Source organism: Ruegeria sp. Alg231-54 (assembly GCF_900143525.1).
Taxonomy (GTDB): domain Bacteria; phylum Pseudomonadota; class Alphaproteobacteria; order Rhodobacterales; family Rhodobacteraceae; genus Ruegeria.
On sequence record NZ_FREZ01000001.1, the window covers coordinates 808,582 to 834,913 of the forward strand.

32 protein-coding genes and 1 tRNA gene are annotated in these 26,332 nt (G+C 56.6%); 18 read left to right on the top strand and 15 right to left on the bottom strand.

Translation table 11 applies throughout. The annotated features are described in order from the left end of the window. The first annotated feature begins 34 nt into the window (after positions 1-34). The 9 genes from DHN12_RS04005 to DHN12_RS04045 all read left to right on the top strand — a co-directional run bounded on the left by DHN12_RS04005 (position 35) and on the right by DHN12_RS04045 (position 6,630). Positions 35-517 carry a bacterioferritin gene (locus tag DHN12_RS04005; RefSeq protein WP_108858962.1) on the top strand — a complete coding sequence of 161 codons (483 nt, stop codon included), beginning with the start codon at positions 35-37 and terminating at the stop codon, positions 515-517. Positions 518-677: 160 nt separating this feature from the next. Next, on the top strand, positions 678-1,454 hold the full coding sequence (locus tag DHN12_RS04010) for an isocitrate lyase/phosphoenolpyruvate mutase family protein (protein WP_108858963.1): 777 nt from the start codon (positions 678-680) through the stop codon (positions 1,452-1,454). A 110-nt stretch (positions 1,455-1,564) separates the two neighbouring features. Continuing rightward, entirely contained in the window at positions 1,565-2,014 is a 450-nt protein-coding gene (locus DHN12_RS04015) for a TerB family tellurite resistance protein (protein ID WP_058276107.1), read from the top strand. A gap of 20 nt (positions 2,015-2,034) precedes the next feature. Further along, positions 2,035-2,472, top strand: a complete 438-nt coding sequence (locus tag DHN12_RS04020) for a TerB family tellurite resistance protein (RefSeq protein WP_058274823.1) — start codon at positions 2,035-2,037, stop codon at positions 2,470-2,472. Next, positions 2,469-3,221 carry a PhnD/SsuA/transferrin family substrate-binding protein gene (locus tag DHN12_RS04025; protein ID WP_199913464.1) on the top strand — a complete coding sequence of 251 codons (753 nt, stop codon included), beginning with the start codon at positions 2,469-2,471 and terminating at the stop codon, positions 3,219-3,221. Before DHN12_RS04020 ends, DHN12_RS04025 begins: the two co-directional genes overlap by 4 nt. Before the next feature lie 125 nt (positions 3,222-3,346). Continuing rightward, complete coding sequence (locus tag DHN12_RS04030; protein ID WP_058274821.1) at positions 3,347-4,123, top strand: ABC transporter ATP-binding protein; 777 nt, start codon at positions 3,347-3,349, stop codon at positions 4,121-4,123. A gap of 31 nt (positions 4,124-4,154) precedes the next feature. Then, positions 4,155-4,868, top strand: a complete 714-nt coding sequence (locus DHN12_RS04035; RefSeq protein ID WP_108858965.1) for a transporter substrate-binding domain-containing protein — start codon at positions 4,155-4,157, stop codon at positions 4,866-4,868. A 71-nt stretch (positions 4,869-4,939) separates the two neighbouring features. After that, positions 4,940-5,827 carry an ABC transporter permease gene (locus DHN12_RS04040; protein ID WP_108858966.1) on the top strand — a complete coding sequence of 296 codons (888 nt, stop codon included), beginning with the start codon at positions 4,940-4,942 and terminating at the stop codon, positions 5,825-5,827. Further along, entirely contained in the window at positions 5,824-6,630 is an 807-nt protein-coding gene (locus DHN12_RS04045) for an ABC transporter permease (protein WP_108858967.1), read from the top strand. The genes DHN12_RS04040 and DHN12_RS04045 overlap by 4 nt, the downstream gene beginning before the upstream one ends. Positions 6,631-6,734: 104 nt before the next feature. Here the strand turns inward: DHN12_RS04045 and DHN12_RS04050 are convergent. Together DHN12_RS04050 and DHN12_RS04055 are read right to left on the bottom strand one after the other, a co-directional pair. Then, positions 6,735-6,811: transfer RNA gene (locus DHN12_RS04050), tRNA-His, on the bottom strand. A gap of 47 nt (positions 6,812-6,858) precedes the next feature. After that, positions 6,859-7,341, bottom strand: a complete 483-nt coding sequence (locus DHN12_RS04055) for a GNAT family N-acetyltransferase (RefSeq protein WP_108858968.1) — start codon at positions 7,339-7,341, stop codon at positions 6,859-6,861. Between the two features lie 77 nt (positions 7,342-7,418). Between DHN12_RS04055 and DHN12_RS04060 the strand changes: the two genes are divergently transcribed. Next, the gene (locus DHN12_RS04060; RefSeq protein ID WP_058274816.1) at positions 7,419-7,607 is read left to right on the top strand and encodes a DUF6324 family protein; all 189 of its coding nucleotides are present in this window, start codon (positions 7,419-7,421) and stop codon (positions 7,605-7,607) included. A gap of 4 nt (positions 7,608-7,611) precedes the next feature. On the opposite strand, the gene DHN12_RS04065 is transcribed toward DHN12_RS04060, so the two are convergent. Beyond that, a complete protein-coding gene (locus tag DHN12_RS04065) occupies positions 7,612-8,043 on the bottom strand; it encodes an MmcB family DNA repair protein (RefSeq protein WP_108858969.1) in 432 nt (143 codons plus the stop codon). 116 nt (positions 8,044-8,159) lie between these two features. Here DHN12_RS04065 and DHN12_RS04070 point away from each other — a divergent pair, with 116 nt between their 5' ends. Together DHN12_RS04070 and DHN12_RS04075 are read left to right on the top strand one after the other, a co-directional pair. Next, complete coding sequence (locus tag DHN12_RS04070) at positions 8,160-8,480, top strand: helix-turn-helix transcriptional regulator (protein ID WP_108858970.1); 321 nt, start codon at positions 8,160-8,162, stop codon at positions 8,478-8,480. After that, positions 8,477-8,902 (top strand): SRPBCC domain-containing protein, encoded by a 426-nt coding sequence (locus DHN12_RS04075; RefSeq protein WP_108858971.1) that lies wholly within the window; start codon positions 8,477-8,479, stop codon positions 8,900-8,902. The genes DHN12_RS04070 and DHN12_RS04075 overlap by 4 nt, the downstream gene beginning before the upstream one ends. 255 nt (positions 8,903-9,157) lie before the next feature. On the opposite strand, the gene DHN12_RS04080 is transcribed toward DHN12_RS04075, so the two are convergent. Beyond that, entirely contained in the window at positions 9,158-9,454 is a 297-nt protein-coding gene (locus DHN12_RS04080) for a hypothetical protein (RefSeq protein WP_108858972.1), read from the bottom strand. Positions 9,455-9,548: 94 nt separating this feature from the next. Here DHN12_RS04080 and DHN12_RS04085 point away from each other — a divergent pair, with 94 nt between their 5' ends. After that, entirely contained in the window at positions 9,549-10,328 is a 780-nt protein-coding gene (locus DHN12_RS04085) for a LuxR C-terminal-related transcriptional regulator (protein ID WP_108858973.1), read from the top strand. Positions 10,329-10,482: 154 nt separating this feature from the next. On the opposite strand, the gene nusB is transcribed toward DHN12_RS04085, so the two are convergent. Genes nusB through ribB form a run of 3 tightly spaced genes read right to left on the bottom strand, consistent with a single transcriptional unit; the run spans position 10,483 to position 12,637 of the window. After that, the gene (nusB, locus tag DHN12_RS04090; RefSeq protein WP_108858974.1) at positions 10,483-10,965 is read right to left on the bottom strand and encodes a transcription antitermination factor NusB; all 483 of its coding nucleotides are present in this window, start codon (positions 10,963-10,965) and stop codon (positions 10,483-10,485) included. Next, the gene (locus tag DHN12_RS04095; RefSeq protein ID WP_108859111.1) at positions 10,962-11,513 is read right to left on the bottom strand and encodes a 6,7-dimethyl-8-ribityllumazine synthase; all 552 of its coding nucleotides are present in this window, start codon (positions 11,511-11,513) and stop codon (positions 10,962-10,964) included. The genes nusB and DHN12_RS04095 overlap by 4 nt, the downstream gene beginning before the upstream one ends. Positions 11,514-11,515: 2 nt before the next feature. After that, the gene (gene ribB, locus DHN12_RS04100; RefSeq protein WP_108858975.1) at positions 11,516-12,637 is read right to left on the bottom strand and encodes a 3,4-dihydroxy-2-butanone-4-phosphate synthase; all 1,122 of its coding nucleotides are present in this window, start codon (positions 12,635-12,637) and stop codon (positions 11,516-11,518) included. A 260-nt stretch (positions 12,638-12,897) separates the two neighbouring features. Here ribB and DHN12_RS04105 point away from each other — a divergent pair, with 260 nt between their 5' ends. Further along, positions 12,898-13,974: a phosphatase PAP2 family protein gene (locus DHN12_RS04105; RefSeq protein ID WP_234416542.1), complete on the top strand. Its 1,077-nt coding sequence runs from the start codon at positions 12,898-12,900 to the stop codon at positions 13,972-13,974. Here DHN12_RS04105 and DHN12_RS04110 read toward each other — a convergent pair. After that, on the bottom strand, positions 13,967-14,569 hold the full coding sequence (locus DHN12_RS04110; protein ID WP_108858976.1) for a riboflavin synthase: 603 nt from the start codon (positions 14,567-14,569) through the stop codon (positions 13,967-13,969). The two genes, DHN12_RS04105 and DHN12_RS04110, sit on opposite strands and share 8 nt — an antisense overlap. Positions 14,570-14,710: 141 nt before the next feature. Between DHN12_RS04110 and DHN12_RS04115 the strand changes: the two genes are divergently transcribed. The 3 genes from DHN12_RS04115 to DHN12_RS04125 all read left to right on the top strand — a co-directional run bounded on the left by DHN12_RS04115 (position 14,711) and on the right by DHN12_RS04125 (position 19,220). Beyond that, a complete protein-coding gene (locus tag DHN12_RS04115) occupies positions 14,711-16,009 on the top strand; it encodes a capsule biosynthesis protein (RefSeq protein WP_108858977.1) in 1,299 nt (432 codons plus the stop codon). An 80-nt stretch (positions 16,010-16,089) separates the two neighbouring features. Continuing rightward, positions 16,090-17,223 carry a polysaccharide biosynthesis/export family protein gene (locus DHN12_RS04120; RefSeq protein WP_108858978.1) on the top strand — a complete coding sequence of 378 codons (1,134 nt, stop codon included), beginning with the start codon at positions 16,090-16,092 and terminating at the stop codon, positions 17,221-17,223. Next, complete coding sequence (locus DHN12_RS04125) at positions 17,223-19,220, top strand: capsular polysaccharide biosynthesis protein (RefSeq protein ID WP_108858979.1); 1,998 nt, start codon at positions 17,223-17,225, stop codon at positions 19,218-19,220. Before DHN12_RS04120 ends, DHN12_RS04125 begins: the two co-directional genes overlap by 1 nt. Here the strand turns inward: DHN12_RS04125 and ribD are convergent. The 6 genes from ribD to DHN12_RS04155 all read right to left on the bottom strand — a co-directional run bounded on the left by ribD (position 19,217) and on the right by DHN12_RS04155 (position 22,801). Continuing rightward, complete coding sequence (ribD, locus tag DHN12_RS04130) at positions 19,217-20,317, bottom strand: bifunctional diaminohydroxyphosphoribosylaminopyrimidine deaminase/5-amino-6-(5-phosphoribosylamino)uracil reductase RibD (RefSeq protein ID WP_108858980.1); 1,101 nt, start codon at positions 20,315-20,317, stop codon at positions 19,217-19,219. The two genes, DHN12_RS04125 and ribD, sit on opposite strands and share 4 nt — an antisense overlap. Further along, positions 20,314-20,784, bottom strand: coding sequence for a transcriptional regulator NrdR (nrdR, locus tag DHN12_RS04135; RefSeq protein WP_058274803.1), 471 nt, complete (start codon positions 20,782-20,784; stop codon positions 20,314-20,316). Before nrdR ends, ribD begins: the two co-directional genes overlap by 4 nt. Before the next feature lie 121 nt (positions 20,785-20,905). Beyond that, on the bottom strand, positions 20,906-21,319 hold the full coding sequence (locus DHN12_RS04140; RefSeq protein WP_108858981.1) for a secondary thiamine-phosphate synthase enzyme YjbQ: 414 nt from the start codon (positions 21,317-21,319) through the stop codon (positions 20,906-20,908). Positions 21,320-21,337: 18 nt separating this feature from the next. Continuing rightward, complete coding sequence (locus tag DHN12_RS04145) at positions 21,338-21,757, bottom strand: hypothetical protein (protein WP_234416543.1); 420 nt, start codon at positions 21,755-21,757, stop codon at positions 21,338-21,340. A gap of 60 nt (positions 21,758-21,817) precedes the next feature. Then, positions 21,818-22,348 carry a DUF4166 domain-containing protein gene (locus DHN12_RS04150; RefSeq protein WP_108858982.1) on the bottom strand — a complete coding sequence of 177 codons (531 nt, stop codon included), beginning with the start codon at positions 22,346-22,348 and terminating at the stop codon, positions 21,818-21,820. A gap of 18 nt (positions 22,349-22,366) precedes the next feature. Next, positions 22,367-22,801 (bottom strand): thiol-disulfide oxidoreductase DCC family protein, encoded by a 435-nt coding sequence (locus DHN12_RS04155; RefSeq protein WP_108858983.1) that lies wholly within the window; start codon positions 22,799-22,801, stop codon positions 22,367-22,369. Positions 22,802-23,065: 264 nt separating this feature from the next. On the opposite strand from DHN12_RS04155, the gene DHN12_RS04160 reads away from it, so the two are divergent. Beyond that, positions 23,066-24,103, top strand: coding sequence for an AraC family transcriptional regulator (locus tag DHN12_RS04160; RefSeq protein WP_234416544.1), 1,038 nt, complete (start codon positions 23,066-23,068; stop codon positions 24,101-24,103). Positions 24,104-24,296: 193 nt separating this feature from the next. Here DHN12_RS04160 and rpoD read toward each other — a convergent pair whose 3' ends face one another. Continuing rightward, positions 24,297-26,285 (bottom strand): RNA polymerase sigma factor RpoD, encoded by a 1,989-nt coding sequence (gene rpoD, locus DHN12_RS04165; protein WP_058277324.1) that lies wholly within the window; start codon positions 26,283-26,285, stop codon positions 24,297-24,299. Between the last annotated feature and the right edge of the window lie 47 nt (positions 26,286-26,332).

Here is a 26,332-nt window from a genome sequence, read left to right on the forward strand (position 1 = left end):
ATTTGATGCAGTTCAAAGATTCAGGAGTATTCCGATGAGCAATGCGACAACGATAACAAACCTCCAACAAGCGCTTCACATGGAAATGACAGCTGCGCATCAGTACCAGTTGCATGCGCATGTGCTGAATGACTGGGGCTTGGACATTCTTGCCGAAAAAATGCGCGGCGAAATGCAGGAAGAACTTGGGCACTCTGATGCCTATATCGAACGCATTCTCTTCATGGGTGCAAAGCCAGAGCTTGAGCTTCAGAAAAACCCAAAGGCGGCGGACGACCTGGAAGAGATGTTTACCGCGGACCTGAAGGATGAAATGGAAGCCATCGATTTCTACACCCAAGCCGCAGCACAGGCGGCCGAGGCTGGCGACGTTGGAACCCGAACATTGTTTGAACGAATTTTGCTGGAGGAAGAAGGCCACAAAGCATGGCTGGAGACCGAGTTGTCGCTTCTTAAGCGGCTAGGTGAGTCGGCGTTCAGCGCCAGATACGTATCTGGCACTGCTGGCCAAGACTAAATCCTCTTCAACTGATCTCACCATGTCGCAGAATTCGGGCCAACAAATGTTGGCCCATTTTCGTTCGTCACCGCAAAGTGACGGTGTGCGGCCAAAAAACACTACTCGGGCACAGTTCCAAGTGGTTACTGTTGGGTAAATGATGACAGGAGAGGCCCAAATGACCGATCAAATCCAAAACGCAGAAACATTTGCGGCCCTGCACAAAAAGGGCGATCCGGTCATCCTTTATAACATCTGGGACGCTGGCAGCGCCGGTGCCGTGCGGGATGCAGGCGCCATGGCATTGGCGACCGGCAGCGCACCCGTTGCAATGGCGCAGGGGTTTGGCGACGGCCAGAACATCCCGCTGGATGTCGCTTTGGACAACGCCGGCCGAATCGTCAGCGCCGTAGACCTTCCTGTCTCTTTGGATTTCGAGGGGGCCTATGCCGGGGACGCGGTGGGACTCATCGCCAATGTCCAAAGTGCACTTGAAACAGGTGTCGTCGGCTTCAACTTCGAAGACCAGATTGTCGGCACCAAGGACCTATACGACATCGAAACCCAGGCGGCTCGCGTTGGTGCGATGCGCGAAGGGTGCGACGTCGCTGGCGTCCCTGCTTTTATCAACGCCAGAACGGACATCTTCCTGAAGGCTGCGCCGAAAACGCACGACGAGGCGATGCTCGACGATGCGATGGCCCGCGCCAAAGCCTATGCCGACGCGGGTGCCAACGGATTCTTTGCACCCGGCCTCAAGGATGCGGACATGATCGCCCGGCTTTGCGAATCGACTGATCTACCTGTGAATATCATTGCCCTGCCCGGGACGCCGGATACCGCGACGCTTTCGTCACTGGGCGTTGCCCGTATCAGTTATGGGCCTGTGCCGTACCGGAAGATGCTGGGCTGGCTGCAGGAACAAGCGAAACAGGCGCTGCAGTCAGGCGCCTAGCCAGCGGGTAGATACCGATACAAGCGGATACCGGCAAAGTTGTGACCATTCACGGCTATGACGGGTAGTCAGCGCTTGGCGGGCCACAAAATATGGAATAACCTCGCGGCATGTTGAAAAAATTCCTTCAGGCGTTTCGCCCGCCACAGCACGACCATTTGCCCGATCCTGACGCCGAACTGGCCTTGGGTGCTTTGATGGTGCGCGTGGCGCAGGCGGATCGGGATTACAAGCTGGAAGAAATCAGCCTGATCGACCGTATTCTTGCGCGGCTCTATCAGCACAACGCGATCGAGGCCGCCAAAGTCCGCGCCACCTGCGAAAAATTGCACGCCGCCGCGCCAGACACCGATACATTCGGCAAGTTGATCCGCGAAACAACCGACCTGCAGGAACGTCTGGCCGCGCTGGACGCTTTGTGGGAGGTCGTTCTGGCCGATGGCAATTCGGACGAAGGCGAAATGAAGATCGTCGAAGAAGCCCGCATCGCCATGGGCCTGAGCTTTAAAGACAGCCAAGAAGCGCATGAACGGGTACAAACGCGCTTGGAACAGAAGTAGTCCGCTTCTATAACCAATTCATGTTCAGCGATTTTCTGTCCCGGCTCACGCAGCCGCAGCCCGACCCACTTGCCGATAACGACGCCCGTTTGGCCCTTACGGCCCTTCTGGTGCGCATCGCCAGATCCGACAACGACTATGCCGACACGGAAATGGCACGAATCGACCGGATATCGACGGAACGCTATGGCCTGCCCCCTTTTGAGGCCGCAGCCCTTCGCGCCAGCGCCGAAGATCTAGAAGCCGAAGCCCCCGATACCGTCCGCTTTACCCGCGCGATCAAAGAGGCTGTCGCTTACGATGACCGATTGGCCGTGGTTCAGGCGATGTGGTCGGTCGCACTGGCCGATGGGCATCGGACCGGCGAAGAAGATTCGCTGCTGCGTCTCGTAGTTAGCCTACTGGGTGTCAGCGATGTCGATTCTGCCCTGGCTCGGCAAAAGGCAGCCAAATCGTGATTGCAATGCTGGGCATGTATGACATGCCCGCGCTGCAACCAGCCAATGATCGGTTCTGGTCGTTGATTCGGGCGCATCTTGGATTTGGCCCCGCGCATCTGACACGTGGCGCTGACGTTTGGGATGTCTGGCATAGCCCCGACCTAGTTTTCTCCCAAACCTGCGGCATGCCTTACCGCATCAGATTGCACGGCAAAGTTCAGCTTGTTGGTACTCCGGACTACGGTTTGGCAGGCTGTCCGCCAGGGTACTACCAGTCCGCTATCGTGGCCCGAAAAGACGATACCCGCGATCTGGACCAGCTTGCCGGCGGCACCTTTGCTTACAATGAAGCGCTTTCTCAGTCCGGTTGGGCTGCGCCCATGGTTCATCTGTCACGTCACAGCCGCCTTCCAAGTTCCGTGCTGGAAACCGGCGGTCATGCCCTTTCGGCAGCCGCTGTTGCGGAAGGCCGCGCGGATTATGCCGCGCTGGATGCGCTTACGTGGGAATTGCTCAAGGAACACTCGAATTTGGGGGCTGAGCTTCGCGAGGTCGCAGCAACGGAACCTTCGCCCGCCCTGCCCTACATCACGGCCAATAGTCAGGATGCGCCCCAGATTGCAAAGGCGGTTCGTGCAGCCATCAACGATCTTTCCCCTGCCGACCAAAAGATGCTGCACTTGCGTGGTCTGATCGACATTCCAGCCGAGCATTACCTTGCCGTTCCCGACCCGTCCCCTGAGGCTGCCAAATTGATCGATCCGTGACCACTTTGGTCAGAACGTCTGGTCATTTTGACAGTTTGTGGCCCGTTCCGTGTCATTTGCGCATTGCATTGCTCTGAAATTTCAGCCCTAGTACCGCACCAACACCAATAGCAGCTGGACCACCCGTGACAGATTCCACTCCGGTCATCGAGATCAAGAACCTACACAAGAGCTTTGGCAATCTTGAGGTATTGAAAGGGGTGGATATCACCGCCAGACGCGGTGATGTCGTCTCACTTATCGGTTCGTCCGGTTCTGGCAAATCGACGCTTCTGCGCTGCTGCAACCTGTTGGAAGACAGCCAAGAGGGCGAGATTCTGTTCAAGGGCGAACCTGTCCGCTGGACTGGCAACGCACATAACCGCCGTCCGGCCGATCCCAAACAGGTCCTACGCATTCGCACAAACCTGTCGATGGTGTTTCAGCAGTTCAATCTGTGGGCCCATATGACCATCCTGCAAAACGTGATGGAGGCCCCCGTGACCGTAATGGGCCGCGACAAGGCCGAGGCTGAAGACAGCGCCCGTAGGTATCTGGAAAAGGTCGGCATCGGCGACAAATGCGACGCATATCCCGCGCAACTGTCAGGTGGTCAGCAGCAACGCGCCGCGATTGCGCGCGGCCTGTGCATGGAGCCTCAGGCCCTGCTGTTCGACGAACCGACTTCGGCGCTGGACCCCGAACTGGAACAGGAAGTGATCAAAGTGATCAAGGATCTGGCCGCAGAAGGCCGCACCATGATCATCGTGACACACGATATGAAAATGGCTGCCGATATCTCGAGCCATGTGGTGTTCCTGCATCAAGGCCTCATCGAAGAAGAAGGCCTGCCGGAAGACATCTTTACGACCCCTGAATCCACGCGACTTCAGGGTTTTCTCTCCGCCACCATGGCGGCATAAATTCAGGACAGAACCAAAAAGGGGAGTAACAATGAAAAACCTGATTCTGACCACAGCAGCACTGGCGCTGAGCGCCGGTATGGCCATGGCCGATACGGTCCGCATGGGCACCGAAGGCGCCTACCCTCCGTGGAACTTCATCAATGACGCCGGCGAGATCGACGGTTTCGAGCGTGAGCTGGGCGACGAGCTGTGCAAGCGCGCAAACCTGGAATGCGAATGGGTCAAGAACGACTGGGATTCGATTATTCCGAACCTGGTGTCGGGCAACTATGACGTCATCATCGCGGGCATGTCGATCACCGACGAGCGCGACGAAGTGATTGATTTCACTCAGAACTACACGCCGCCAGATCCGTCGGCTTATGTTGCAACCTCCGACGACGTAGATGTCGCGAACGGCGTTGTTGCGGCACAGACCGGCACCATTCAGGCCGGTTACATTGCTGAATCCGGCGCAACTCTGGTCGAGTTCGCCAGCCCCGAAGAAACCATCGCAGCCGTGCGCAATGGCGAAGCTGACGCCGTTCTGGCCGATAAGTCTTTCCTTGCGCCGATTGCAGATGAAGACGCGGAACTGCGCTTTGTCGCCGAAGATGTCCCGCTGGGCGGTGGTGTCGGCATCGGTGTGCGCGAGTCGGACGGTGATCTGAAAGAGAAGCTCAACACTGCCATCCAGTCCATGAAGGACGACGGCAGCCTGAACGAGCTGATCACCAAATGGGAAGTGTCCTCGACCTTCTGATCTGAATCAGGTTGCGCGCCCCAATACCGGGGCGCGCCGCCCCTGAGCCTTAGCACCTCAAGAGGCCCGCCATTTTCTCGTTTTGCACTGATCCCGATACGCTGGGCACGTTCCGCTGGTTTTCCTGCTACCTCACCAACGGCGTGCACTGGTCGTTCTACCTGTCGTTCCTGAAGGTCCTGCTGTTGCTGGCCGTCACAGCGCCCGTAGCGTTGAGTTTCGGGTTCGTTGGTGCCATGGCCGCCCGCTCGCATATCCCCCCCGTCAGCTGGCTGGGCAAGGGCTATATCGCTATTGTACGGGGTGTGCCGGACATCGCCTTCTTCATGTTCTTCGTGATCGCCCTGGATCAGGCTTTTGAATGGACGCGCCATAAGATCCTTTGCCCCGATTGGCCGGACCCGATCCGCCAGGGCAACGACTTCATCGTTTGCCAGTCGGCAAAACTACCGCTCAGCACCGCGCCGGAATTTGTGCATGAGACCTATGGTTTCTTCCTCGCAGTCATCACATTCTCGATCGTTTTCGGTGCTTTTGCGGCCAACGTGCTGTTTGGCGGCATGCGGGCGGTTCCCCATGCGCAGCTGGAAACAGCAGCCGCTTATGGCCTGTCCCCCAGCCAGACATTCTGGCGCATCCTCGTGCCGCAAATGTGGGTTTACGCCCTGCCCGGCCTGTCGAACCTGTGGATGGTGCTGATCAAAGCCACGCCACTGCTGTTCCTGCTGGGCATCGAAGACATCGTCTATTGGGCCCGCGAATTGGGCGGGACCAAGACCACAAAATTCACGCAATACCCCCATGGCGACTGGCGCATGTGGTACTTCCTGGCTCTGCTGATCTTCTACCTCGGCATGACCCGCGTCTCGGAAATCGGGCTTGAAAAGCTGATGCGCCGCCTGTCCCACGGACAGGCCACATCAGGCGGAGAGCTTCTGCGCAAGGAGACCACCGCATGAGCTGCATCCAGACCATCCAGGATTACGGCCTGCGTTCCCTGGGCCTTGGTGAGCGGCTACTGCCGCGCAACGATTTTACCCTGTGCGAGCAATTCACCCTGATCGGTTCAGGCATGATCTGGAATATCTATTTCGGCATCATGGCATTGGTCACCGGGTTCTTTCTGGCAACCGCCATGGCAATGGGCAAAGCATCCGCCAACAAGTGGCTGCGCAAACCGTCCGAGTGGTTCATCTTTATCTTCCGCGGCTCGCCGCTGTTCATCCAGTTCTTCTTTGCCTACTTCTTCTTCCTGTCACTGAAGAAGTCCTATCCCATGTTCGACGCCCTGACATCGGCATGGCTGGGAGCGTTGATCGTTCTGTTCCTGAACACCGCCGCCTATACCGGTGAGATCTTCTATGGCGCGCTGCGCTCGATCCCCAAGGGTGATATCGAGGCCGCTGATGCCTATGGCATGTCGGGCTGGTCGCGGTTCCGTCGGATCATCTGGCCCACCATGCTGCGTCTGGCCTGGCCTGCCTACACGAACGAAGCAATCTTCCTGTTTCATGCCACCACGCTGGTCTTCTTTTCGGCCTTCCCCGCCTGGCAGCAACGTGGCGACGCGCTGTATTACGCCAGCTATTTCGCCGACAAGACATTCAATCCGTTCATTCCCTACCCGATCTTGGCCTTCTACTTCATCCTGCTGACGCTGGTGGTAGTCGGGGTGTTCGGGCTGATCAACAAACGACTGAACCGCCACTTGCCAGCGGCCAGAAAGGCCAAGATGAGGTTCCGTCTGAACCTGGCGCGCTAAGTCAGGCAACCAAACAATTCGGCAACCGGGCTTGTTTTTGGCCCGGTTTTTTCTTGCCGAGAATCTCAGGAAAGTACTGAGAAAGCGTTATGAATAAGGGAAAATGGTACCGCCTGCTGGATTCGAACCGGCGACCTCTGGATCCACAATCCAGCGCTCTAACCAACTGAGCTAAGGCGGCACTCGTGAGGGGCGATGTACCGAACACGCGCAGGGAATGCAAGAGAATTAAAGACGAATTTCCCAGCTTTGTTCGACAAGATCACAGCCAAAGGAATGAACCTTTTTGCTGCCGGTTAATTGCCATCCGGAAGCCCTGTAAAGTGCACAAGCTGCCCGATGGCTTTCATGCGTCCACAAGGCCATATCACGATATCCAGAATCGCGGGCGAACCCCATGCAAGTGTTGAGCATGTGTTTACCTAAGCCCTGTCCACGGGCCTCTGGCATCAACAGAAACAACCTCAATTTTGCGGTGTGGTCGTTCAGCGCGACACAAAAGATACTGCCAAGGCGCACGCCATCCCGCTCCGCAATCCAGCCCTTCTCACGTGTTGGATCGTGTGATGCCATGAAATCCGCCAGAATCCTTTCAACCAGAGGCGCGAATGTGTCATCAAACCCCTCGTTCCGCTGATAGAGGCGGCCGTGCTGTTCTACCAACCAGGGCGCATCATCTGGTCGGAATGGTCTGATCAGAATATCATTCATACCTTACCTGACCTCAAAGGCGGCTTGATTCTCAACCCTTTGCGCGCTAGCAGGAACGCTCAGTCCCGGAGGCGCAAATGGGCATCAACACCGAACGTGACATTCAGGCAAACCTTCAGATCGGCCCGACCGACCACGGCATGGTGCGCCTGTTCATCGAGGCCGACGGCGTCGAAATTCCGATGGATTTCGAACCTGAAGAAGCGGAAGAAATCGCGGACGAAATCCTCGCCGCCGTGCAAGCTGCCCGGATCGTAAAAGACTGACAGTTCAAATTCTTGGATCACGCAATGCCTGCAATCTGCGGGCTGTATCTGTTGCAATCTTCTGAATCATCTTCTTGCGCCGCGCAGGTGCCAGCTTATCTTCCGGTGCCATTCGGATAATTTCGGCGTCATATGCATCTGCGATGATCAGCCCGGTTTCCTCGGGCAACAGATCGGTTGGGAAATCGGTATCGACGGCCCAGAAAAAGCGATCACACCAATCCAGATACCCCTGCCATTTGGAGTCCGTCAGATAATCTGCGCGGCTGGATTTGCACTCGATCACCCACAGTTCCCCCTTGGGGCCCAATCCCATGACGTCGACGCGCAAACCGCGGGTGGGGACAAATTCCTCAACAGATACAAAGCCATGCGCCAACAAGTGGCGCGAAACCCCACGGGCCAGTTTTTGTCCGGGCTGTAAATCCAGTGTCATTCCTGAAATGTGAACAATTCGTGAACAAAAATCAAGCGCCTGAAAGACCCTTGACATGATACCATCTGGTATCTCATAAATTGCAATACCAAATGGTATCACTATTGAGGTGACCAATGCAGACGCAAATTCAAAACGCGTTCCGCGCCCTTGCGGACCCGACCCGACGGGAGATCGTCCAAATCCTTGCCTCTGGCGACATGACGATCGCTCAGCTGACCGATCAGTTCGATATGACCCGTGCAGCGGTCAAAAAGCACCTGACCGTTCTTTCCGACGGCGGCCTCATCACCGTCGAGGCGCGTGGACGCGAGCGCATAAACCGACTGGAGCCGAATGGAATGGCCCCCATCCTCGACTGGTTCAGTTATTTTGACCAGTTCTGGGATGATCGCCTGAATAATCTTAAGGAAGCTATTGAAAGGAATAAAAAATGACGAATGCAGTTCTGCAAAAGCAGATTTTCCTGAGGGCCAAGCCGGAAACCGTATGGGCCTATTTGACCGAACCCGCCCGCTTGGCAGAGTGGTTTCACAAACCAGGCCGTCCGTTGGCCGCCGGTCAGAAGCTTGAGATGTTCGGTACATCCAGTGGCGATCTTCTGATCTGGGGTGAGGTACGCGCTGCCCGTCCGCCCGAATATCTCGAATATACATTCACTATCAAACCCATGGGAGACGTTGTTAGTGTCGTAAAATGGACGCTGGACCCGGTACCGGGCGGTACACGGCTGGGCTTGGTTCACGAAGGGCTGCCGCAAGGCGCAGAGGGATTTGGCCTGATCCTTGCACTCGATGACGGTTGGGACGAACATTTGGGCAAGATGCGCAATGCGCTGCACGAAACTGTTGACGCCTGACCCCTTGTGCAAACCCGCCGCAACCCCTACTTAGGCCCGTGGCGGGTTCTGCCCTTCTTGTGATTGGTAGCATTCTGGTGGCCTTAAGCAATTCCGAGGGGGCTGGCTCTGTTCAGGTCCTGGCCTGATTACCTGGCGCCCACCTGTACATACAGGTCCTCGGGAATCACACCGCACGGTTGACTGGCGGTCCTGCCACATAAATTTGTCTCTCGCCCGGTCTGGGAGAGTCTTCATTTCCCGAAATAGGTTGGCTCAGCCCTTGTCCACCGCCACGCGGGCGGGTTCGAACTCGGCCGCAATAGGTGTACCGCGCCTGGGGCCCTGCGGCTTTTCCGCCATACTCATGATCGCGTAAGCGAACTGAACACCGGCGAAAACAATGCCATTCATGAACCAGATCATTGCCAGAGCGATTAACCCGATCTCGGATCCGAAAATCAGGCCGCGCAAGTTGGCCACGTTCAGCGCCAGCAGCACCCCGACAAACAGGGCCGAGATGACAAATCCCCATGCAACTTGCGTGATGTAAAGGCGGATCAGTTTGGGCACGACAAAGCTCCTTGTCTGATACCGTGATGATAGCGCATGGTCGTGCTGAGTAAACCGCGGCCTCAACGGGTGCGACACTATATTCGGAGTCTCTATGAATGCCCTCAGCCTGTTCACGTTGGATCTTCTCGAAGAACTTTCTCTGTGCCATGATGATCAGGAACGGTGGGAGTTCACGTTAGACCGTCTGACTGAAATCGGGTTTAACGCCCTGAACATGCTTTGCTTCACACCCGAGACTGGCGCCATTCATTGGGTTCGAAGTTCAATGTCCAAAGGTTGGCTGAACCGCTATGACAGCCAAGGGTACGCCGAAGCGGATCCGATGCTGGCGCAGGTTCAAAATGGCAAGGAAAGCCTCTACGTGCAGGCCGCAAGCCTCCGGTCCGCGGACGGCCATTCCTCCAAGGCGCTGGGTCTGAACCACGATCTGGAAAAGGCCGGATATATTCACCTTTACTCTCTGGTGGTTCCCTGCCCTAACAACGAGGCCAAGTTGGTGGTTCTGTCATCGGGCCGACCGGACGCCGAGGCTCAAATGACCGAGCGGCACCGCGAAATGCGTGTCCTGGCAACCGTGCTGGCCACTAATCTGGGATCGGATATTCCAAGTAATCACGGTCGTGTGTACGATATCACAAGCATTGCTCCAACCACTCCAGACCTGACACCGCGAGAGCTGCAGGTCCTGAACCTTTTGGCTCTTGGGCACCGAAACGATAGAATCGCCGAACTATTGAACCTCTCGGAAGTTACGGTACGAACCCATTTGAAGAATGCGCGCGAAAAACTGAGAGCCCCGACCAGAGAATCCGCACTGGTCCGAGCGATGCAACTTGGCCTGATCAATCCGCCGGGCTATCGGAATCGATAGGTGGCACGCCGGATGCGTTCCGATAAAATGCTGGTGTCTTTGGAAAAAACTGTGAGTGGTGGAGGCCGAAGACTTGTTTGAACAAGCGTATTATTAGATTTCAGGCGCAGCGCTTTGTGTGGCTGCGCCTTATTCATCTGGACTAAGGCTTAACTCAAAACGCCTCTGGCTGTGCTTCGCGGGCCATGTGATCCAAAACAGCGTTGACGAATTTCGGTTCTTTGCCGTCCGGGAAGAATGCGCGCGCCACGTCAACAAATTCGGTGATGACAACCTTTGGTGGCGTATCGCCTTGGGTCAGTTCGGCCCCGGCTGCACGGAAGGTGGCGCGCAGGGTCGGGTCGATGCGTGCAATAGGCCATTTGGCGACCAAAGCGCGGTCGGTCATCTGGTCAATCGGTGCCTGATAATTCACTGCGTCTTCAACCAACTTGCGGAACACGCGGATATCGCCGTCCAGCATTTCCTCGCCCTCATAGACAGCGCCAAACCGATGATCCAAAAACTCGTTCACGACTGCTTCCGTCGTTTGGCCCGATTGCTCCATCTGGAACAGCGCCTGCACGGCATAAAGCCGGGCGGCGGATTTCATCAGGCGTTTCTGGTTGGCCGGTTTCGGCGCGTCAGTCTGGGTCATGCTGTTGTGGGTCCGTTGTTGTCGCCCGCCACAAGGATGGACTCGGACGGCGGCTTGAACCCGACGCCCTTTTTGGAAGAGCCCCACTTACGGCTGAGTGCAATCAGATGCAAGGCCGCAGCGGCCGCACCACCGCCTTTATTCATCTTTTTGGTATTTGCGCGGACTTCGGCCTGATCGTCATTTTCGACCGTCAGGATGCCGTTGCCAATAAGAAGACCCTGCAGGCCCATCAACTGGATCGCCCGGCTCGAGTCGTTGCACACCGTTTCATAGTGCGTGGTCTCGCCACGAATGACACAGCCCAGCGCCACGTAACCATCATAGTTGCACTGGCGATCCGCCATGGCGATGACGGTCGGGATTTCCAGCGCGCCGGGAACTTCAACAACTTCGCAGGTGCCGCCAGCGGCTTCGATCTCGGCCTTGGCACCGGCAACCAGATTGTCGGCAATGGCGCGATAGAACGGGGCCACCACGATCAAGAGTTTCACAGGCTTGTCGAATGTCGGCGTTGGCAGTACGCCGTGTTTGTCTTGTTCAGCCACGATCAATCATCCTTGAGAATGGAACGGGTTCCGACGATGGAGATTCCAAACGCGTCGAGCCCCAGGTATTTCGTTTCCGGTGTATCTGTCAGCAAAACCAGTTCCTGGATGCCCAGTTTGGACAAGATCTGCGCCCCAAGACCGGTTTGCTTGATGGTGCGCGGGCCTTCGTCATCGGTTGCGTAAAGCGCATTGCGCGGCTCACGAAACAGGCAAACCACGCCCCGCCCTTCGGCGGCGATCTTTTCCATCGCACGCGGCAGTTCCTGCGGCGATTTTGGACCCAGGCCCAGAACATCAGGCGCTTCATGCAGTGCATGGGTCCGGGTCAAAACCGGCTCGGGCGTGGTGATGTCACCCTTGATCATGACGACGTGTTCGATGCCATGTGTCTGATCGGTGAAGAGGCGCATTTCCCACTCGCCGCCATATTCTGACGTCACAGTCCTGCGCGAGGTTTCGACGACCAGATTGTCGTTGCGCGAGCGATAGGTGATCAGATCGCTGATCGTGCCGATCTTCATGTCATGTTCTTTGGCGAACGCGACCAGATCAGGCAGGCGCGCCATGGTGCCGTCGGGCTTCATGATCTCGCAAATTACCCCTGAGGGGTTCAACCCGGCAAGCCGAGAGATATCGACCGCCGCCTCTGTATGACCGGCGCGCACCAGCACCCCGCCCCGCTTGGCGCGTAGCGGAAAGATATGACCCGGCGTCGCGATTTGCGCCATCGTGTTCTGTTCGTTGATTGCTGTTTCAACGGTCAGCGCGCGATCTGCTGCCGAGATGCCGGTTGACACGCCTTCTCGTGCCTCGATGGACACGGTAAACGCGGTTTCATGACGGGATGAGTTGTTTACAGCCATCATCGGCAGGCCAAGGGCTTCGACGCGCTCTGCCGTCATCGGCAGGCAGATCAGCCCGCGCCCATGGGTGGCCATAAAATTGATCGCCTCGGCATCCGCAAACTCGGCCGCGATGACCAGATCACCCTCGTTCTCGCGATCTTCATGATCGACCAGGATATACATCCGGCCCTTGCGCGCCTCTTCGATGATATCTTCGATCGGACTGATCGCGTCGCGCAGCTGGGCCTCGACGGGTCCGGGGGTTTCAAAGCTCATGGGGCAGCCTTTCGCAAGAGCGTTTCTGACCGGCTGGATAGACCAACCGAAAGCCAAATGCCAGAGCACAATCGGCCGCGGAATTCTGCCAGGCTGCCCGCTCACCTTATACAAAACCGGTGTTTTTTGCCCCGATACAACTCTTAAGGGTTAGGCTATAGCCCGAAACGACCGAGCAGACTAGTAAGTCCCAATAACGCCCACTCAGAATTCTTAAATTAATTATCTCGAAACAATTTCAATCAAACTGACTTCTCTAGATGTACCAGATAAATTACGGGATCATTTACAACGGTTTAACAGCTGCTGAACGTACGTTGGCGTCAGCGCTTTGGCGAAACAGATTGTTTTTGTTCATCGTTGGCCTCCACATGCTTACCGGCGCGGTGATCTGTTCGATATTTCATATTCCGTTTTGGGCGCCGCTGATTGAAAATCTCATCACAATTCTGAATAAGATCCTCAACTTCACCATTGTTTGCGCGACAGGATTTATAGTGTGGCGATTTATCTACGCCATGTTTCGCGTAAGGCCGAAAAAGCCGATCCATTGGATGGTATCCGACATCAGAACATACTTATCTCGCTACGTCAGATTGGTAGATGGTACGATATGCTTTGTCGCTCTCGCTGCTCTGGCGAACACGTTTACACTTCTAAAAAACCTGGTCTCGAATTTTGTTCCATTTTCCTGGGATCCGACCTTTGCTGAACTGGACCGGATCCTGCATGGAGGTGTCGATGTGTGGACCCTTCTTTGGCCCGTGTTCGGATACCCCTTTATCACAACGATGATAAACGTAGCCTACCATTTTTGGTTCGTTTTAATTTACGCCATGGCCTTTGTTGCGGCTTATGACCGACGCGATCCGGAACGTGGCATGACCTATCTTGTGGCTTTCGCTCTGACTTTCATCATTGGCGGAAATGTTCTGGCCACTCTGTTCTCTTCAGTTGGCCCAGTTTATTTCGAAGAGTTCGGATTTGGGGACACGTTTACAGAACAGTTGCTCAAGCTTGAAATGCTAAACGAGATCAGCCCCGTCTGGGCCCTTAGCGTACACGATCTTCTTTTGACCAACTACAACACCGAAGGCATGATCCGCGGTATTTCCGCCATGCCCAGCATGCACGTCGCAAGCAGCGTTCTCATGGCACTCTTCGCATTCCGCTACTCGCGCTGGCTTGGTTGGGCGTTCACCGTCTTTGCAGTGGTAATCCAAATCGGTTCTGTACATCTGGCATGGCATTACGCAGTTGACGGTTACCTTGGCGCGTTGGTCGCCTTGGTCTGCTGGTATGTCGCCCAAATCCTGAGCAAAAAAAGTTCTATTTGAGGTCGGTCGGACTCCAATCAGCAAGCCTAGCTACATAACGCGCCAGCGTGTCAATCTCGAGGTTCACCTGATCACCGACCGAGACATCGCCCCAGGTTGTCACCTCTTTGGTGTGGGGGATGAAATTGATCCCGAAATCGCAACCGTCCACGTCATTGACCGTCAGCGAGGTTCCGTTCAGCGCAACTGATCCCTTGGGCGCGACAAAGCGGGCCAATTCCCTGGGCGCGCGCAACGTTACACGGGTGCTGTCGCCTTCGTCCTGCAGGGCAACAACCTCGGCCACGCCGTCGATATGGCCGGAAACGATGTGCCCACCCAGTTCGTCCCCAACCTTGAGGGCGCGTTCAAGGTTCACGCGTTTGCCAACTTGCCATGTGTTAAGATTGGTTTTCGACACCGTCTCGGCACTGATCTGCACATCGTACCAATCATCCCCAAGGGCGATCACGGTCAGACAGACGCCGTCACTGGCGATGGATGCGCCAATATCGATACCCGCAGTGTCATAGCCGGTTTTGATCCGGGCGCGCAGATCCCCTTGCTGGTCCAACACGGTAACAATTCCGATATCGGTGACGATCCCTGTGAACATTGCTTTCACCCTTAGCTTATAACCTGTGCGTATGTGTAACCGCCGAGGTAAGCCCAAGAAACGCTGTGGGCAAGCCCTGCCTTGCCCGGATTGATGTATACAGGCATAATTTTGGTACCAAACGATAAAGAGCAGACCCGGATGCATCCACTCGCCTCGCGCGCGCCTCGCCGTGTATTCCTGTTTTTGCAGGGACCGCATGGCCCTTTCTTTAGCGCACTGGCACGCGCTTTGCGCGCCGCCGGGGCTGATGTTCTGCGCGTGGGGTTTAACGCGGGCGATCAGGCGTTCTGGTTTGACCGCAGCACCTACATCCCGTTTTTGGACCATTCCGTGCAATGGCCCGAAACCCTTCGGGAACTGATCCGGACGCAGTCGGTCACAGATATCGTTCTATACGGTGACACCCGTCCGGTTCATGCCAATGCTGTGGATGTTGCGCGCGAGATGGATGTGACTGTCCATGTCTTCGAAGAGGGGTATCTGCGCCCGTGGTGGGTCACTTACGAACGCAACGGATCAAATGGGCACTCACGGCTGATGTCTTTGGATGTCGCGCAGATGCAAGATGCGCTTGACCAGTCCGAGGCGCCGGTTCCACCGCCACCGTCCCATTGGGGCGATATGCGGCAACACATATTCTACGGAGCGCTTTATCACTGGTTTGTTCTGTTCCTGAACCGGAGGTACTCCAACTTCAAGCCGCACCGGGAATTGCCGGTATCAACAGAGTTTCGCCTGTACTTCAAACGGCTTGCGCTGATGCCTTTCCACAGAATTAGGCGTCGCTGGGCCACCATGCGCGTTCGGCAAAACGGTGCACCCTATCACCTGGCCCTGTTGCAACTGGGTCATGACAGTTCGGTGCAGGCCCATTCAGATTATACCTGCATGTCGGACTTTTTGGAGCATGTCATATCAGGTTTTGCCAAAGGCGCTCCGGGCCATCACCTTCTGGTTCTGAAGGAACATCCGCTGGAAAACCATCGCGAGCCGCTGCGTCGCAGAGCGCGCGAAATAGCCCGCGCGCACCAAGTGGCGGATCGCGTGCACTACGTTCCCGGCGGCAAACTGGCCGGATTGCTAGATGACGCGAACACAGCTGTGACGATCAATTCCACCGCAGGTCAACAAGTTCTGTGGCGCGGAATCCCGTTGCGCAGTTTTGGAAAGTCCGTCTATGACAAACCCGAGTTTGTTTCACAGCAACCCATTGCCCAGTTTTTTGCCGACCCGGACATACCGGACCACGGAGCCTATCGGGCTTACCGGCAATTTCTATTGAAAACCAGCCAGTTACCCGGCGGCTTTTATTCACTTCGCGGGCGGCGGCAATTGCTGCGCCGCGCCGCCGACATGCTGTTGCGGGCACATGACCCCTATCAGTCCGTTCTGTCCGACAACGAGGCGTCGACGCCACAGTTGAAACTCGTCGATTAAGCCGGGTTGGTTGGTGCTGGATGTTGGACCCCGAACAAGCTAAGTTGACGCAAACAAAAGACGACTGAGGATAATCGGCAGTGCAGTGCTTTCCAATTCGCTGGGTGCGAGGGGCCGCCCTTGTGGCTGTATGTAGCGTACTGGCCGCGTGCCAGCTCCCTAAATCTGGCCCCAACAAATCCGAAATTCTGGCCGGTTCAGTGAAAAATGGTGGCAATGCCTTTGTCGTCGAGGTGGATGACAGAGTCGCGCGCGCGACATCCAAAGTCCACCAATTCGGTTTTTCGTCTTCCTTCACCAGCGCGCAGAGCCTGACGGCGGATACCGTTCGCCCTGGCGACGTGTTGGGATTGACGATCTGGGAAAACGTTGATGATGGTCTGCTGTCAGGTGACATCAGCTCTGCCACATCACTCAATGATGTACAGGTAGACGCTGATGGCTTCATCTTTGTGCCCTATGCAGGGCGTGTGCGCGCCTCTGGAAACACGCCCGAGCAACTGCGTCAAATAATTACTGAAAAATTGCAGGATCAGACACCTGACCCTCAAGTCGAAGTCCGTCGAGCTGCGGGAGATGGTGCGACCGTTTCACTAACAGGAAGCATTGGGTCGGCGGGGATCTATCCAATTGAACTTCCTACCCGTACCCTCTCAGGCATGCTGTCACGTGCAGGTGGCGTATCCGTTGGTTCCGACATAGCGGTTGTGACGCTACTCAGGGGCAACCAAAAAGGGACGGTCTGGTACGACGATTTGTTCAGCAACCCAAAGCTGGATGTTGCTCTGCGTGGCGGCGATCGCATTTTGGTTGAAGCGGACAGCCGGTCGTACATTGCGCTTGGCGCAACCGGTGGCCAGTCCCGGGTTGCGTTTGACACCCAGGACCTTTCGGCGCTTGAAGCATTGGCGCAGGTTGGCGGATTGCTGCCCCTCTCCTCGGACCCGACCGGCATTTTCGTGTTGCGAAAGGAACGTCAGGACATTGCTCGTTCAGTGATGGGGCGTTCGGACCTGCAGGGCGATCAGCGCATGATTTACCTGCTGAACCTGACGGCCCCCAACGGGCTTTTCATTGCACGGGATTTCGTGATCCGCGACGATGACACAATCTATGTGACCGAAGCGCCATATGCGCAGTGGACAAAGTCTATTTCCCTGATCTCCGGCGGCCTTACACCGCTGGCCAATGTCGCCACGCTGACAGGCAACTGATGTCGCTTGAAACAACAGCCGGGTCTGAACGTACCCGGCTGCTTGTCTACAATGGTGGTTTCCTGACATCCCGCCGAATTCGTCGAATATTGTCCCTGTCCGGTTACGACATCCGGATTGGCCTGCCCAAAGACGGTGATGCCGTCGGCGTTTGGGGCAACAGCCTGACGGCTTATCGCGGCCTTGCTGTTGCGGCTCGGAATAATGCCCCAGTGCTGCGCGTCGAAGACGCCTTTCTTCGGTCTTTGCATCCTGGCCGCAGCGGAGAGCCGCCACTTGGCCTGTTGCTTGATCGGTCCGGCTTACATTTCGATGCGGCTCAGGCGTCCGATCTGGAAACGCTGTTGGGCACCGATCCCTTGGACGACACCGCCCTGCTGAACCGCGCACGGGGCGGGATTGAACGGATGCGCGACCTGCAACTTAGCAAATACTCGGCCTTTGATCTGACCGCTCCGCCCCCTGACCCCGGCTATGTACTGGTGGTGGATCAGGTTCGCGACGACGCAGCTGTGACGGCCAGCGCCGGGGATGCGGCCCGGTTTCGCGAAATGCTGGTCATGGCGCAGGAAGAGAATCCTGGCGCCAAAGTTCTGATCAAGACACATCCCGACACCATCGCCGGGCATCGTTCAGGCTATTTCTCCACCGCTGACCAAACCGATCGCGTCTCGGTGATCAGCACACCGGTCAGCCCGTGGGCTTTGTTGGAAGGTGCGGTTGGCGTTTACACCTTGTCCTCACAGATGGGGTTCGAGGCGATATTGGCCGGACATAAGCCGCGTGTTTTTGGCCAGCCCTTCTATGCAGGTTGGGGACTGACGCAGGATGAAGCACACCTGCCACGCCGCCAACGCAACCTAACGCGCGCGCAATTGTTCGCTGCAGCGATGATCCTCTATCCGACCTGGTACGATCCATACCGGGACCAGCTGTGCGAGTTGGAAACCGTTCTGGACACGCTTGAGGCGAGAACCCGCGCCTGGCGGCAGGATCACAAGGGTTGGACGGCCTCGGGTATGCGCCTGTGGAAACGCAAACACCTGCAACAGATGTTTGGGCGCGAAAAAACGATCCGCTTCACTGACGATCAGCCGGCGCAGTCAGATCGTCCTCATATGGTCTGGGCAAGTAAAGCCAGGGGCACGGAAAGTGCCGTCCGGGTCGAGGATGGCTTTCTACGCTCGCGCGGGCTGGGCGCAAAACTTGTACCGCCCGTGTCATTGGCAACGGACAATCAGGGGATCTATTACGACCCGACGCATCCCAGCCAACTGGAAGGGTTTATTGCCGCCCGGGAAACTCTGCGGCCAGATCAGGAATTGCGTGCCGAAAGGCTGATCGCTCAAATCCTGTCCGCCCAAATCACCAAGTACAACACAGGGTTCGGCGCACCGAATTTGCCTGAGGGGCATCGCATACTCGTCCCCGGTCAGGTCGAAGACGATGCTTCGATCCAGTTGGGCACCAACACTGTTCGCACAAATGCTGATCTGTTGCGCGCCGTGCGCGAGGCAAACCCAAACGCCATTCTGATCTACAAACCGCACCCCGATGTCGAAGCGGGCTTGCGCGATGGGGCAGTCGAGGCCGCAGACCTCGCCGATGTCATCGCCACTCAATGCGACCCGGCAGCCCTGCTGTCGCAGGTCCAGGAGGTCTGGACCATGACCTCTTTACTGGGGTTCGAAGCTTTGATGCGCGGTGTCAATGTGACCACCCTGGGCGCGCCTTTTTATGCGGGTTGGGGGCTGACGAACGATTTGGGAACCGTCCCAGTCCGCAGGGGCGCACGACCTACGGTTTTAGGTTTGGTTCACGCGGCGCTGATCGACTATCCCCGGTATTTGGACCCAGTGACAGGTGAGCCCTGCCCCGTAGAAGTCGCGGTTGAACGGCTGTCACAAGGTGCTGCACCCGCAGGCGGTCCACTGCTTCGAGTTCTGTCAAAACTACAAGGCGCATTCGCGACCCATGCACATATCTGGCGTCGTTAACGCAGCGCCCGCGCCCAACGGTGCATGACATCCGGCCCGATGACCTGGGCCTCGATCAGCTCAAAACGCGGTGCATTGTCCAACTTGGCCAACCCCAGCGTGCCGATGGCAGATAACCCTTCGGCACCGATCGCAAGCCCGGCGGTGAACCCGACCAATTCATCGACCAAATCCGCAGCAAGCAGCGACGCGGCCAAAGCTGCCCCACCCTCGCAGAACACGCGGGTCAGACCTGCTTTACCCAACTGCTGCAACAAGTCCGCTGCATCGATCTGGTGATCGTCCAGCGCGCAAGGCAGCAGTTGCGCCCCAAGCCCTTCCCACGCACGGGCACGCTCGGCATCCGGGGATGGGCCGTGACATAGCCAAACAGGAACCTCAGCAGCCGTGCGCGCCAGCTGCCCCAACAAAGGAATGTCCAAATGGCGCGAGACCACAATTCGCACAGGCTGAGCGTCGACCCCTATATCCCGAACGGTCAAGGATGGGTCATCGGCGCGCGCGGTGCCTGCCCCGACCATCACCGCATCATGACGCGCTCGCATGGCATGCACCGCACGCCGCGCTTTTGGGCCGGTGATCCATTGACTGTGCCCCGTGGCGGTGGCGATGCGCCCATCAAAACTGCTGGCCAGTTTCAGGGTTACGAAAGGACGCCCCTGTTCGGTTTTCAGGAAGAACCCCGCAAGATCCAGGGCTGCCTGTTCGGCCAGAACACCGGTGACAACTTCGATCCCCGCCTCGCGCAGCATGGCAAAGCCTTGTCCTGCAACACGCGGATCGCTGTCTTCGATGGCCGCGACAACACGGGCCACACCGGCAGCGATCAGGGCCTCGGCGCAAGGGGGTGTTTTACCGTGGTGGGCGCAGGGTTCAAGCGTGACATAGACCGTGGCACCCCGCGCCGCGTCTCCGGCTTGAGCCAGCGCTTGCGGTTCGGCGTGCGGGCGGCCACCCGGCTGGGTCCAGCCGCGTCCCACAATGCGCCCGTCACGCACGATCACGCAACCGACGGCTGGGTTTGGCCAGCACGTCCCTTGACCGCGCCGCCCCAAAGACAGGGCAAGCGCCATGTATCGCTTATCTGTTTCGCTCACTCGTCCGTCGAAGGCTGCGGCGGGCGCAGTTCGTGGACAAACTCCTCGAAGTCATCGGCCGCCTGGAAATTCTTATATACGCTCGCAAAGCGAACATAGGCGACGGTGTCGATCCGCGCCAGAGCTTCCATGACGATCTCGCCAATTTTGCTGGACGGGATATCGGTCTCGCCCATGCTTTCCAGGCGACGCACAATTCCAGAAATCATCTGGTCAATACGTTCCGGATCAATCGGGCGTTTCTGCATCGAAATGCGGATCGAACGCTCCAACTTGTCCCGATCAAAATCTTCGCGTTTGCCGTTGGTTTTGATTACCACCAGATCGCGCAACTGGACACGTTCGTAGGTCGTAAACCGCCCCCCACACGCGGGACAGAACCGACGCCGACGAATGGCCGCATGGTCCTCTGCCGGGCGTGAATCTTTGACTTGAGTATCGATATTTCCGCAAAACGGGCAGCGCATCCACCGTCTCCTCGTCCCTGGTTCCGCCTCTTTTTGTAAGCACTATGACTTACTTATCCACAACTATAGGGTAGCCGCTAGGATTTGGGTAGTCGGAAATTTCCACCGCAAGATAAAGGGGTCAGGCGAAATGCGCCGCGACCTTTCGCACATGCGCTGCGGTGCGGTGTTCAAACAGGTAAATACCCTGCCATGTTCCCAGCACCGGTTGCCCCGCGGACACGGGAACAGAAAGCGATACAGGTAAAAGTGCCGCCTTGATATGTGCCGGCATGTCGTCGGGGCCTTCGTACGTATGGCGCAGATAGGCCATAACCGGGTTATCAGACGGCGGCACCAAACGTTCAAAAAAGGCCTGCAGATCTGTTTGCACCTCAGGATCAGCGTTTTCCTGAATGGTCAGCGAACACGACGTATGCCGCACGAACAATGTCAGCAAACCATCGCCTGAGACCGAGTTAAGCCAGTTGCGCACGTCCCGGGTGAATTCGTACAACCCTGGTCCGTTCGTCGAAATAATAAACTCGGTCTGCATATGGCGACCAGTCCTCGATCAGTCGCGGAATGGGCGGATGTTGCAACGTCCGTTTGCCCCCTGAACCGACATGCTTTCGCCAGCCTTGAAACCGACTGAGATCGAACTGCTTTGCTGGGCAACGTTTGTAGGTTGCTGCAGCGAGAATTGAACAGCCGTGCGGCGGCCCGTTGCTTCGCTGGGACCATAGCCGCGCACCACATAAATACGTTGCTGCCAACCTGCACCCAAAGTCCGGCGCGCAAAGTCTGCAGCCGCGCACCAATACCCGTCCACGTCCTGACGGGCCCGCGGGATCACTTCGAACATATTGCTGTTGACGGCAACCGTCTGAAATCCGTTTCGCGCAGCCGAGGCCGACGATAGGGGCACAGACAGCAAGATCGCGGCAGAAACCGCAAATGTCATAACCTGTTTCATAATCATACTCTCATTCATTTCGAGGTAATTTCTCAAATAGTATACATTCTTACCGGGCAAAGCTGGTTCACAATCAATTCAGTCAACGCGGGTCCTCGCGTGATCGGACGTTAGCCAGCCCTGATACCGGATCAAAGCCCCAACAAGCGGCATCCGGGCCGACACGTCAAACCGGAACCGTCCTTCATCATCCTGCCATTCCTCGGTCTTTGATTGCGGTAGAAGCACCTTCGGGAAAGGAACTCGCAACAGGCTGAGGCGCATGATCTGGATCTCTAACCTCTCGGGTACAAATACCGGCTTTAACCATACGGGGACCTGCCCAAACTGCTCGCAGACGCATCCCTGGTCCTGGTCCAAAGTCAGCCGCGATCGGGTGATGTGACCATCGAAATCGCGCGTCCATATCCAAGCGTTTCCCTCTTGCTCGACGCTGAGCCGCACCGGGATGTCGTCACCCCCGGACGGCATGCCGGCAAAGCGCAACGCGAGTTTGGCCAGCCACCCCTTGCCCGGCGTGACCGAGCATCGCCCGGAATAAAATCCGCCCGTGCTGTGCAAGGCTTGCAGTGCCTTGGGCAGGTTCGTGCCCACGGGCAAGGCTTGCATAAAGGGATCAGGGTGCACTCAGAACCCCTCAGGCAGAAAGCGAGCTTGCAGCGTTTTGTCTGGGATCATGCAGGTCGGCGAACGTCCGAAGACTGCATACCGGTTTCTGGCGATTACGTAATACAGCGGGTCTTTGATGATGCGAGGAAGAAACCTGCAGATCGAAAGAACCCACCAAAACCCCGGCAACTTGCGCATCGCAGTTGCGAAAGCATCCAACCGATGATGAACCACGCCATCGGTAACGACGAGATTGGTTTCAAAGTCCCGCGTCGGTAGTCCGAGGTGAGAATACAGCCTTTGCCCCAATGGCGACTGCGCGGTGGCAAATTTGAACCGCTGCGCCTTGTCTCGCGCGACCATCAAACGAAAGAAGCCCGAACAGAGAACGCATTCGCCGTCAAAGACAATGAAATCCTGACCATCTGCCGCATCGGTTGCCAGTGTGGTCATATCAGTTACGCCTGCTAACCCATTTTGAAGCACATTCGCATCACTGCACATTCCGGGCAATGCGACACTGGGCCATCTTTGCGAATTGATATGTGTCGGGGAGCCGCGGGTCATCTGCGCGACAAGTTTCCTGGGCTCTGACCTCATCCCCACAAGGCTTAACCCGACAGCACGCGGAAAATACGTATGACACCCAATGTAGTCTTGCGAAATTCTGCCATTGTTATTTGAATAGATGACAGCGGCCGGAACAAATGCCGCGAAATGAAATACGCTGCTAACTCGGGTTTGAACATGGACGTCGATATTGCCCGCATTCAAGTGTTGTCCAAAACACTAGATCAAAGGGCAGAAGATCCTTCGATTGGTGATCGCGTGCTGGCCAAATCCGGTCTGAGCCGCAGCGACATTGCGCCACCTGCAACAGCCTATAGCGCGCACAAAGAGGCGTTGTTTGTCCGCTACGCCTGCGACGCGCTGAATGACATCACCTTTTCGGCCAGTGCTGGGCTTGGCTTCAGGTCGTCCTCCAGCCTGACGGCGTATATCAGCAAATACTCACGCGATCTGAAGCAAGTGGTCGAAAACTCGTCGCGGTTTCACGGGATGATCGACCCGGCTTTGTACTTCAGCCTGCGCGTTTCCGGAAACTTTGCTTCAATCGAAGCCGACTGGAAGGATGCCAGTTTTGCCCGATATCACCGTCGAACCGAATTTTTGATTTTCGCGGCCCTCGCCCGCATACGCTCGTTAACGCAGACAAGTTTTTTTCCTATCGAAATCCGCTTTCAGCACGAGGTCGGCGAAGCCAGAAAAGAGTTTCAGAAATTAGCGGGCTTTCCTGTGTCCTTTGGTGCAGAACGGTTGGAAATTATACTGACGCTGTCCTCATTGGATCTGCCGGTGCCGACATATGACCCCTCCCTGCGCGAGCATCTTCTGTCATATGGCGACAGGGTTCAGGCAAAAAGTGACCAGCCTGCGCAAAAACTCAGGGCGCAAGTCGAGGGGCTGATCACCCGGTCGATGCCCGGCGCGATTATTCAGGCGGACGACGCAGCCTCGAACCTTGGGATGAGTCCGCGCACGTTTGCCAGACGGTTGAACAATGAAGGGACAAGCTATCGTGAGATTGTCGAAGACCTGAGGTGCGATTTGGCGCAGACCTTTATCACCAACGGGATGCCTCTGTCGGAAATCGCCTATTCTCTGGGCTATGCGGATCAACCTGCGTTCTCGACAGCGTTCAAACGCTGGACCGGTCAGGCGCCCAGCACGTTCCGCACCCGGTTGGAACCATAAGACAATCTGGGTGGCCGGGGGTCGTCTGCGGCACAGCCTCGCCCCGGCCTGTCCCATGAGTGGACAAATCAGAAATAGGGACCACAACGTCGCTTGCCTTGTGAGTTCTCGCCAATTTGAGGTTTGAACCGGTCACCGTGATCATCGCGTGAACGGATAAGAAAAAGGCGCCTCAATCGAGGCGCCTTTTTGATTACTGATCCAGGAAGGACCGCAATTTGCGCGATCGGCTGGGATGCTTCAGTTTCCGAAGTGCTTTCGCCTCGATCTGTCGAATACGTTCGCGGGTCACGCTGAACTGTTGACCAACCTCTTCCAGAGTGTGGTCGGTATTCATGCCGATGCCAAAACGCATCCGCAGAACACGTTCCTCACGCGGTGTGAGCGAGGCCAGAACCCGTGTGGTCGTTTCCTTGAGGTTTTCTTGAATGGCGCTGTCCAAAGGCAGCACGGCATTCTTATCCTCAATGAAATCGCCCAGTTGGCTGTCTTCCTCGTCGCCAATCGGAGTTTCGAGGCTGATCGGTTCCTTGGCGATTTTCATCACCTTGCGAACTTTCTCAAGCGGCATCTGCAGCTTTTCGGCCAGTTCTTCCGGCGTCGGCTCGCGGCCGATCTCGTGAAGCATCTGGCGACCGGTCCGGACCAATTTGTTGATCGTTTCGATCATGTGCACCGGAATACGGATCGTACGGGCCTGATCCGCGATAGACCGCGTGATCGCCTGACGAATCCACCAGGTCGCATAGGTCGAGAACTTGTACCCGCGACGGTATTCAAACTTGTCCACCGCCTTCATCAGGCCGATGTTGCCTTCCTGAATAAGATCAAGGAATTGCAGGCCACGGTTCGTGTACTTTTTGGCAATCGAAATCACTAGGCGCAGGTTGGCTTCGACCATTTCTTTCTTGGCCTGACGCGCCTCTTTTTCACCCTTTTGAACTTGCTGCACGATGCGGCGGAATTCAGGGATGTCCAGGCCGACATACTGACCGACCTGAGCCATATCGTTGCGCAGTTCCTCGACCTTGGCGGTCGAGCGTTCGATAAACATCTGCCAACCCCGGCCCGGTTTTTCTGCCATCTCGGTCAGCCAGTTCGGGTCCAGTTCGCGCCCGCGGTATGCGTCGATGAATTCGCGACGGTTGATGCGCGCCTGATCCGCCAGTTTCACCATCGAGCTGTCCAACGACATGATACGACGGTTGATGCCGTACAGCTGGTCAATCAGCGCTTCAATACGGTTGTTGTGCAGATGCAGACCGTTCACCAGTTCTACGATCTCAGACCGCAGCTGTTGATAGGTCGCCTCTTGTTTTTCCGAGAAGGTGTCGTCTTCGTTCAGGGTCGCCGAGATCCGGCTATCCTGCATTTCCGACAGCATCGAGAAGTCGGTCGAGATCCGTTCCAGTGTAGTCAGAACCTGATCTTTCAGCGCGGCTTCCATCGCGGCCAACGACATGTTTGCCTGCTCGTCGTCGTCGTCGTCGTCATCATTGTTCAGCGGGTTGCCATCGGCGTCCAGCTCGGGGCCGGTGTCCTTGGCGGGTTTTGCCGCCTGAACCGCAGACGTGTCGACAACCGGTTCTTCCACATCGCCGTCTTCGTCTAACTGGTTGCCAAACGTGGCCTCCAGATCGATGACGTCACGCAACAGAATGTCTTCGGACAACAATTCGTCGTGCCAGATGGTGATCGCCTGGAAGGTCAGCGGGCTTTCGCACAGACCGGCAATCATGGTGTTACGACCGGCTTCGATCCGCTTAGCGATGGCAATCTCGCCTTCGCGGCTCAGCAGTTCGACGCTGCCCATCTCACGCAAATACATGCGGACCGGGTCATCTGTGCGATCCAGCTTTTCAGCACCAGCACCCGCCAGCGCAACCTCTCGGTTGCTTTCTGCGGCAACCAGTTCGGTCGAGCCTTTGTTCTCTTCTTCCTCGGCCTCTTCATCTTCGATGATGTTGATGCCCATCTCGGACAGCATCGACATAACGTCTTCGATCTGTTCCGAGCTGACTTGATCAGGCGGCAGAACCTGATTGAGCTGGTCGTAGGTGATGTAACCTTTTTCGCGGGCCTCGGCGATCATTTTCTTGACGTTGGCCTGGCTCATGTCCAGCGAGATTTCCTGTTCCTGCTCGTCGGATTTGCGGTCTTCGTTTGTATCCTTGGCGGCCATTCAATGCTCCTGCAGGGATGGGTGATTCGTTTGTACCGAATCATTAG

Excerpts from the sequence above, each read along its gene's own strand:
- DHN12_RS04065 (WP_108858969.1), bottom strand. The coding sequence starts at position 8,043 with ATGACACTGGATTTACAGCCCGGACAAAAACTGGCCCGTGGGGTTTCG.
- DHN12_RS04075 (WP_108858971.1), top strand. The coding sequence starts at position 8,477 with ATGACGAATGCAGTTCTGCAAAAGCAGATTTTCCTGAGGGCCAAGCCG.
- rpoD (WP_058277324.1), bottom strand. The coding sequence starts at position 26,285 with ATGGCCGCCAAGGATACAAACGAAGACCGCAAATCCGACGAGCAGGAA.
- DHN12_RS04055 (WP_108858968.1), bottom strand. The coding sequence starts at position 7,341 with ATGAATGATATTCTGATCAGACCATTCCGACCAGATGATGCGCCCTGG.
- DHN12_RS04020 (WP_058274823.1), top strand. The coding sequence starts at position 2,035 with ATGTTCAGCGATTTTCTGTCCCGGCTCACGCAGCCGCAGCCCGACCCA.
- nusB (WP_108858974.1), bottom strand. The coding sequence starts at position 10,965 with ATGACCCAGACTGACGCGCCGAAACCGGCCAACCAGAAACGCCTGATG.
- DHN12_RS04155 (WP_108858983.1), bottom strand. The coding sequence starts at position 22,801 with ATGACCACACTGGCAACCGATGCGGCAGATGGTCAGGATTTCATTGTC.
- DHN12_RS04005 (WP_108858962.1), top strand. The coding sequence starts at position 35 with ATGAGCAATGCGACAACGATAACAAACCTCCAACAAGCGCTTCACATG.
- DHN12_RS04145 (WP_234416543.1), bottom strand. The coding sequence starts at position 21,757 with ATGAATGAGAGTATGATTATGAAACAGGTTATGACATTTGCGGTTTCT.
- DHN12_RS04160 (WP_234416544.1), top strand. The coding sequence starts at position 23,066 with ATGAAATACGCTGCTAACTCGGGTTTGAACATGGACGTCGATATTGCC.
- DHN12_RS04070 (WP_108858970.1), top strand. The coding sequence starts at position 8,160 with ATGCAGACGCAAATTCAAAACGCGTTCCGCGCCCTTGCGGACCCGACC.
- nrdR (WP_058274803.1), bottom strand. The coding sequence starts at position 20,784 with ATGCGCTGCCCGTTTTGCGGAAATATCGATACTCAAGTCAAAGATTCA.
- DHN12_RS04045 (WP_108858967.1), top strand. The coding sequence starts at position 5,824 with ATGAGCTGCATCCAGACCATCCAGGATTACGGCCTGCGTTCCCTGGGC.
- DHN12_RS04060 (WP_058274816.1), top strand. The coding sequence starts at position 7,419 with ATGGGCATCAACACCGAACGTGACATTCAGGCAAACCTTCAGATCGGC.
- DHN12_RS04125 (WP_108858979.1), top strand. The coding sequence starts at position 17,223 with ATGTCGCTTGAAACAACAGCCGGGTCTGAACGTACCCGGCTGCTTGTC.
- DHN12_RS04035 (WP_108858965.1), top strand. The coding sequence starts at position 4,155 with ATGAAAAACCTGATTCTGACCACAGCAGCACTGGCGCTGAGCGCCGGT.
- DHN12_RS04105 (WP_234416542.1), top strand. The coding sequence starts at position 12,898 with ATGTACCAGATAAATTACGGGATCATTTACAACGGTTTAACAGCTGCT.
- DHN12_RS04110 (WP_108858976.1), bottom strand. The coding sequence starts at position 14,569 with ATGTTCACAGGGATCGTCACCGATATCGGAATTGTTACCGTGTTGGAC.
- DHN12_RS04085 (WP_108858973.1), top strand. The coding sequence starts at position 9,549 with ATGAATGCCCTCAGCCTGTTCACGTTGGATCTTCTCGAAGAACTTTCT.
- DHN12_RS04150 (WP_108858982.1), bottom strand. The coding sequence starts at position 22,348 with ATGCAAGCCTTGCCCGTGGGCACGAACCTGCCCAAGGCACTGCAAGCC.
- DHN12_RS04140 (WP_108858981.1), bottom strand. The coding sequence starts at position 21,319 with ATGCAGACCGAGTTTATTATTTCGACGAACGGACCAGGGTTGTACGAA.
- DHN12_RS04015 (WP_058276107.1), top strand. The coding sequence starts at position 1,565 with ATGTTGAAAAAATTCCTTCAGGCGTTTCGCCCGCCACAGCACGACCAT.
- DHN12_RS04010 (WP_108858963.1), top strand. The coding sequence starts at position 678 with ATGACCGATCAAATCCAAAACGCAGAAACATTTGCGGCCCTGCACAAA.
- ribB (WP_108858975.1), bottom strand. The coding sequence starts at position 12,637 with ATGAGCTTTGAAACCCCCGGACCCGTCGAGGCCCAGCTGCGCGACGCG.
- DHN12_RS04115 (WP_108858977.1), top strand. The coding sequence starts at position 14,711 with ATGCATCCACTCGCCTCGCGCGCGCCTCGCCGTGTATTCCTGTTTTTG.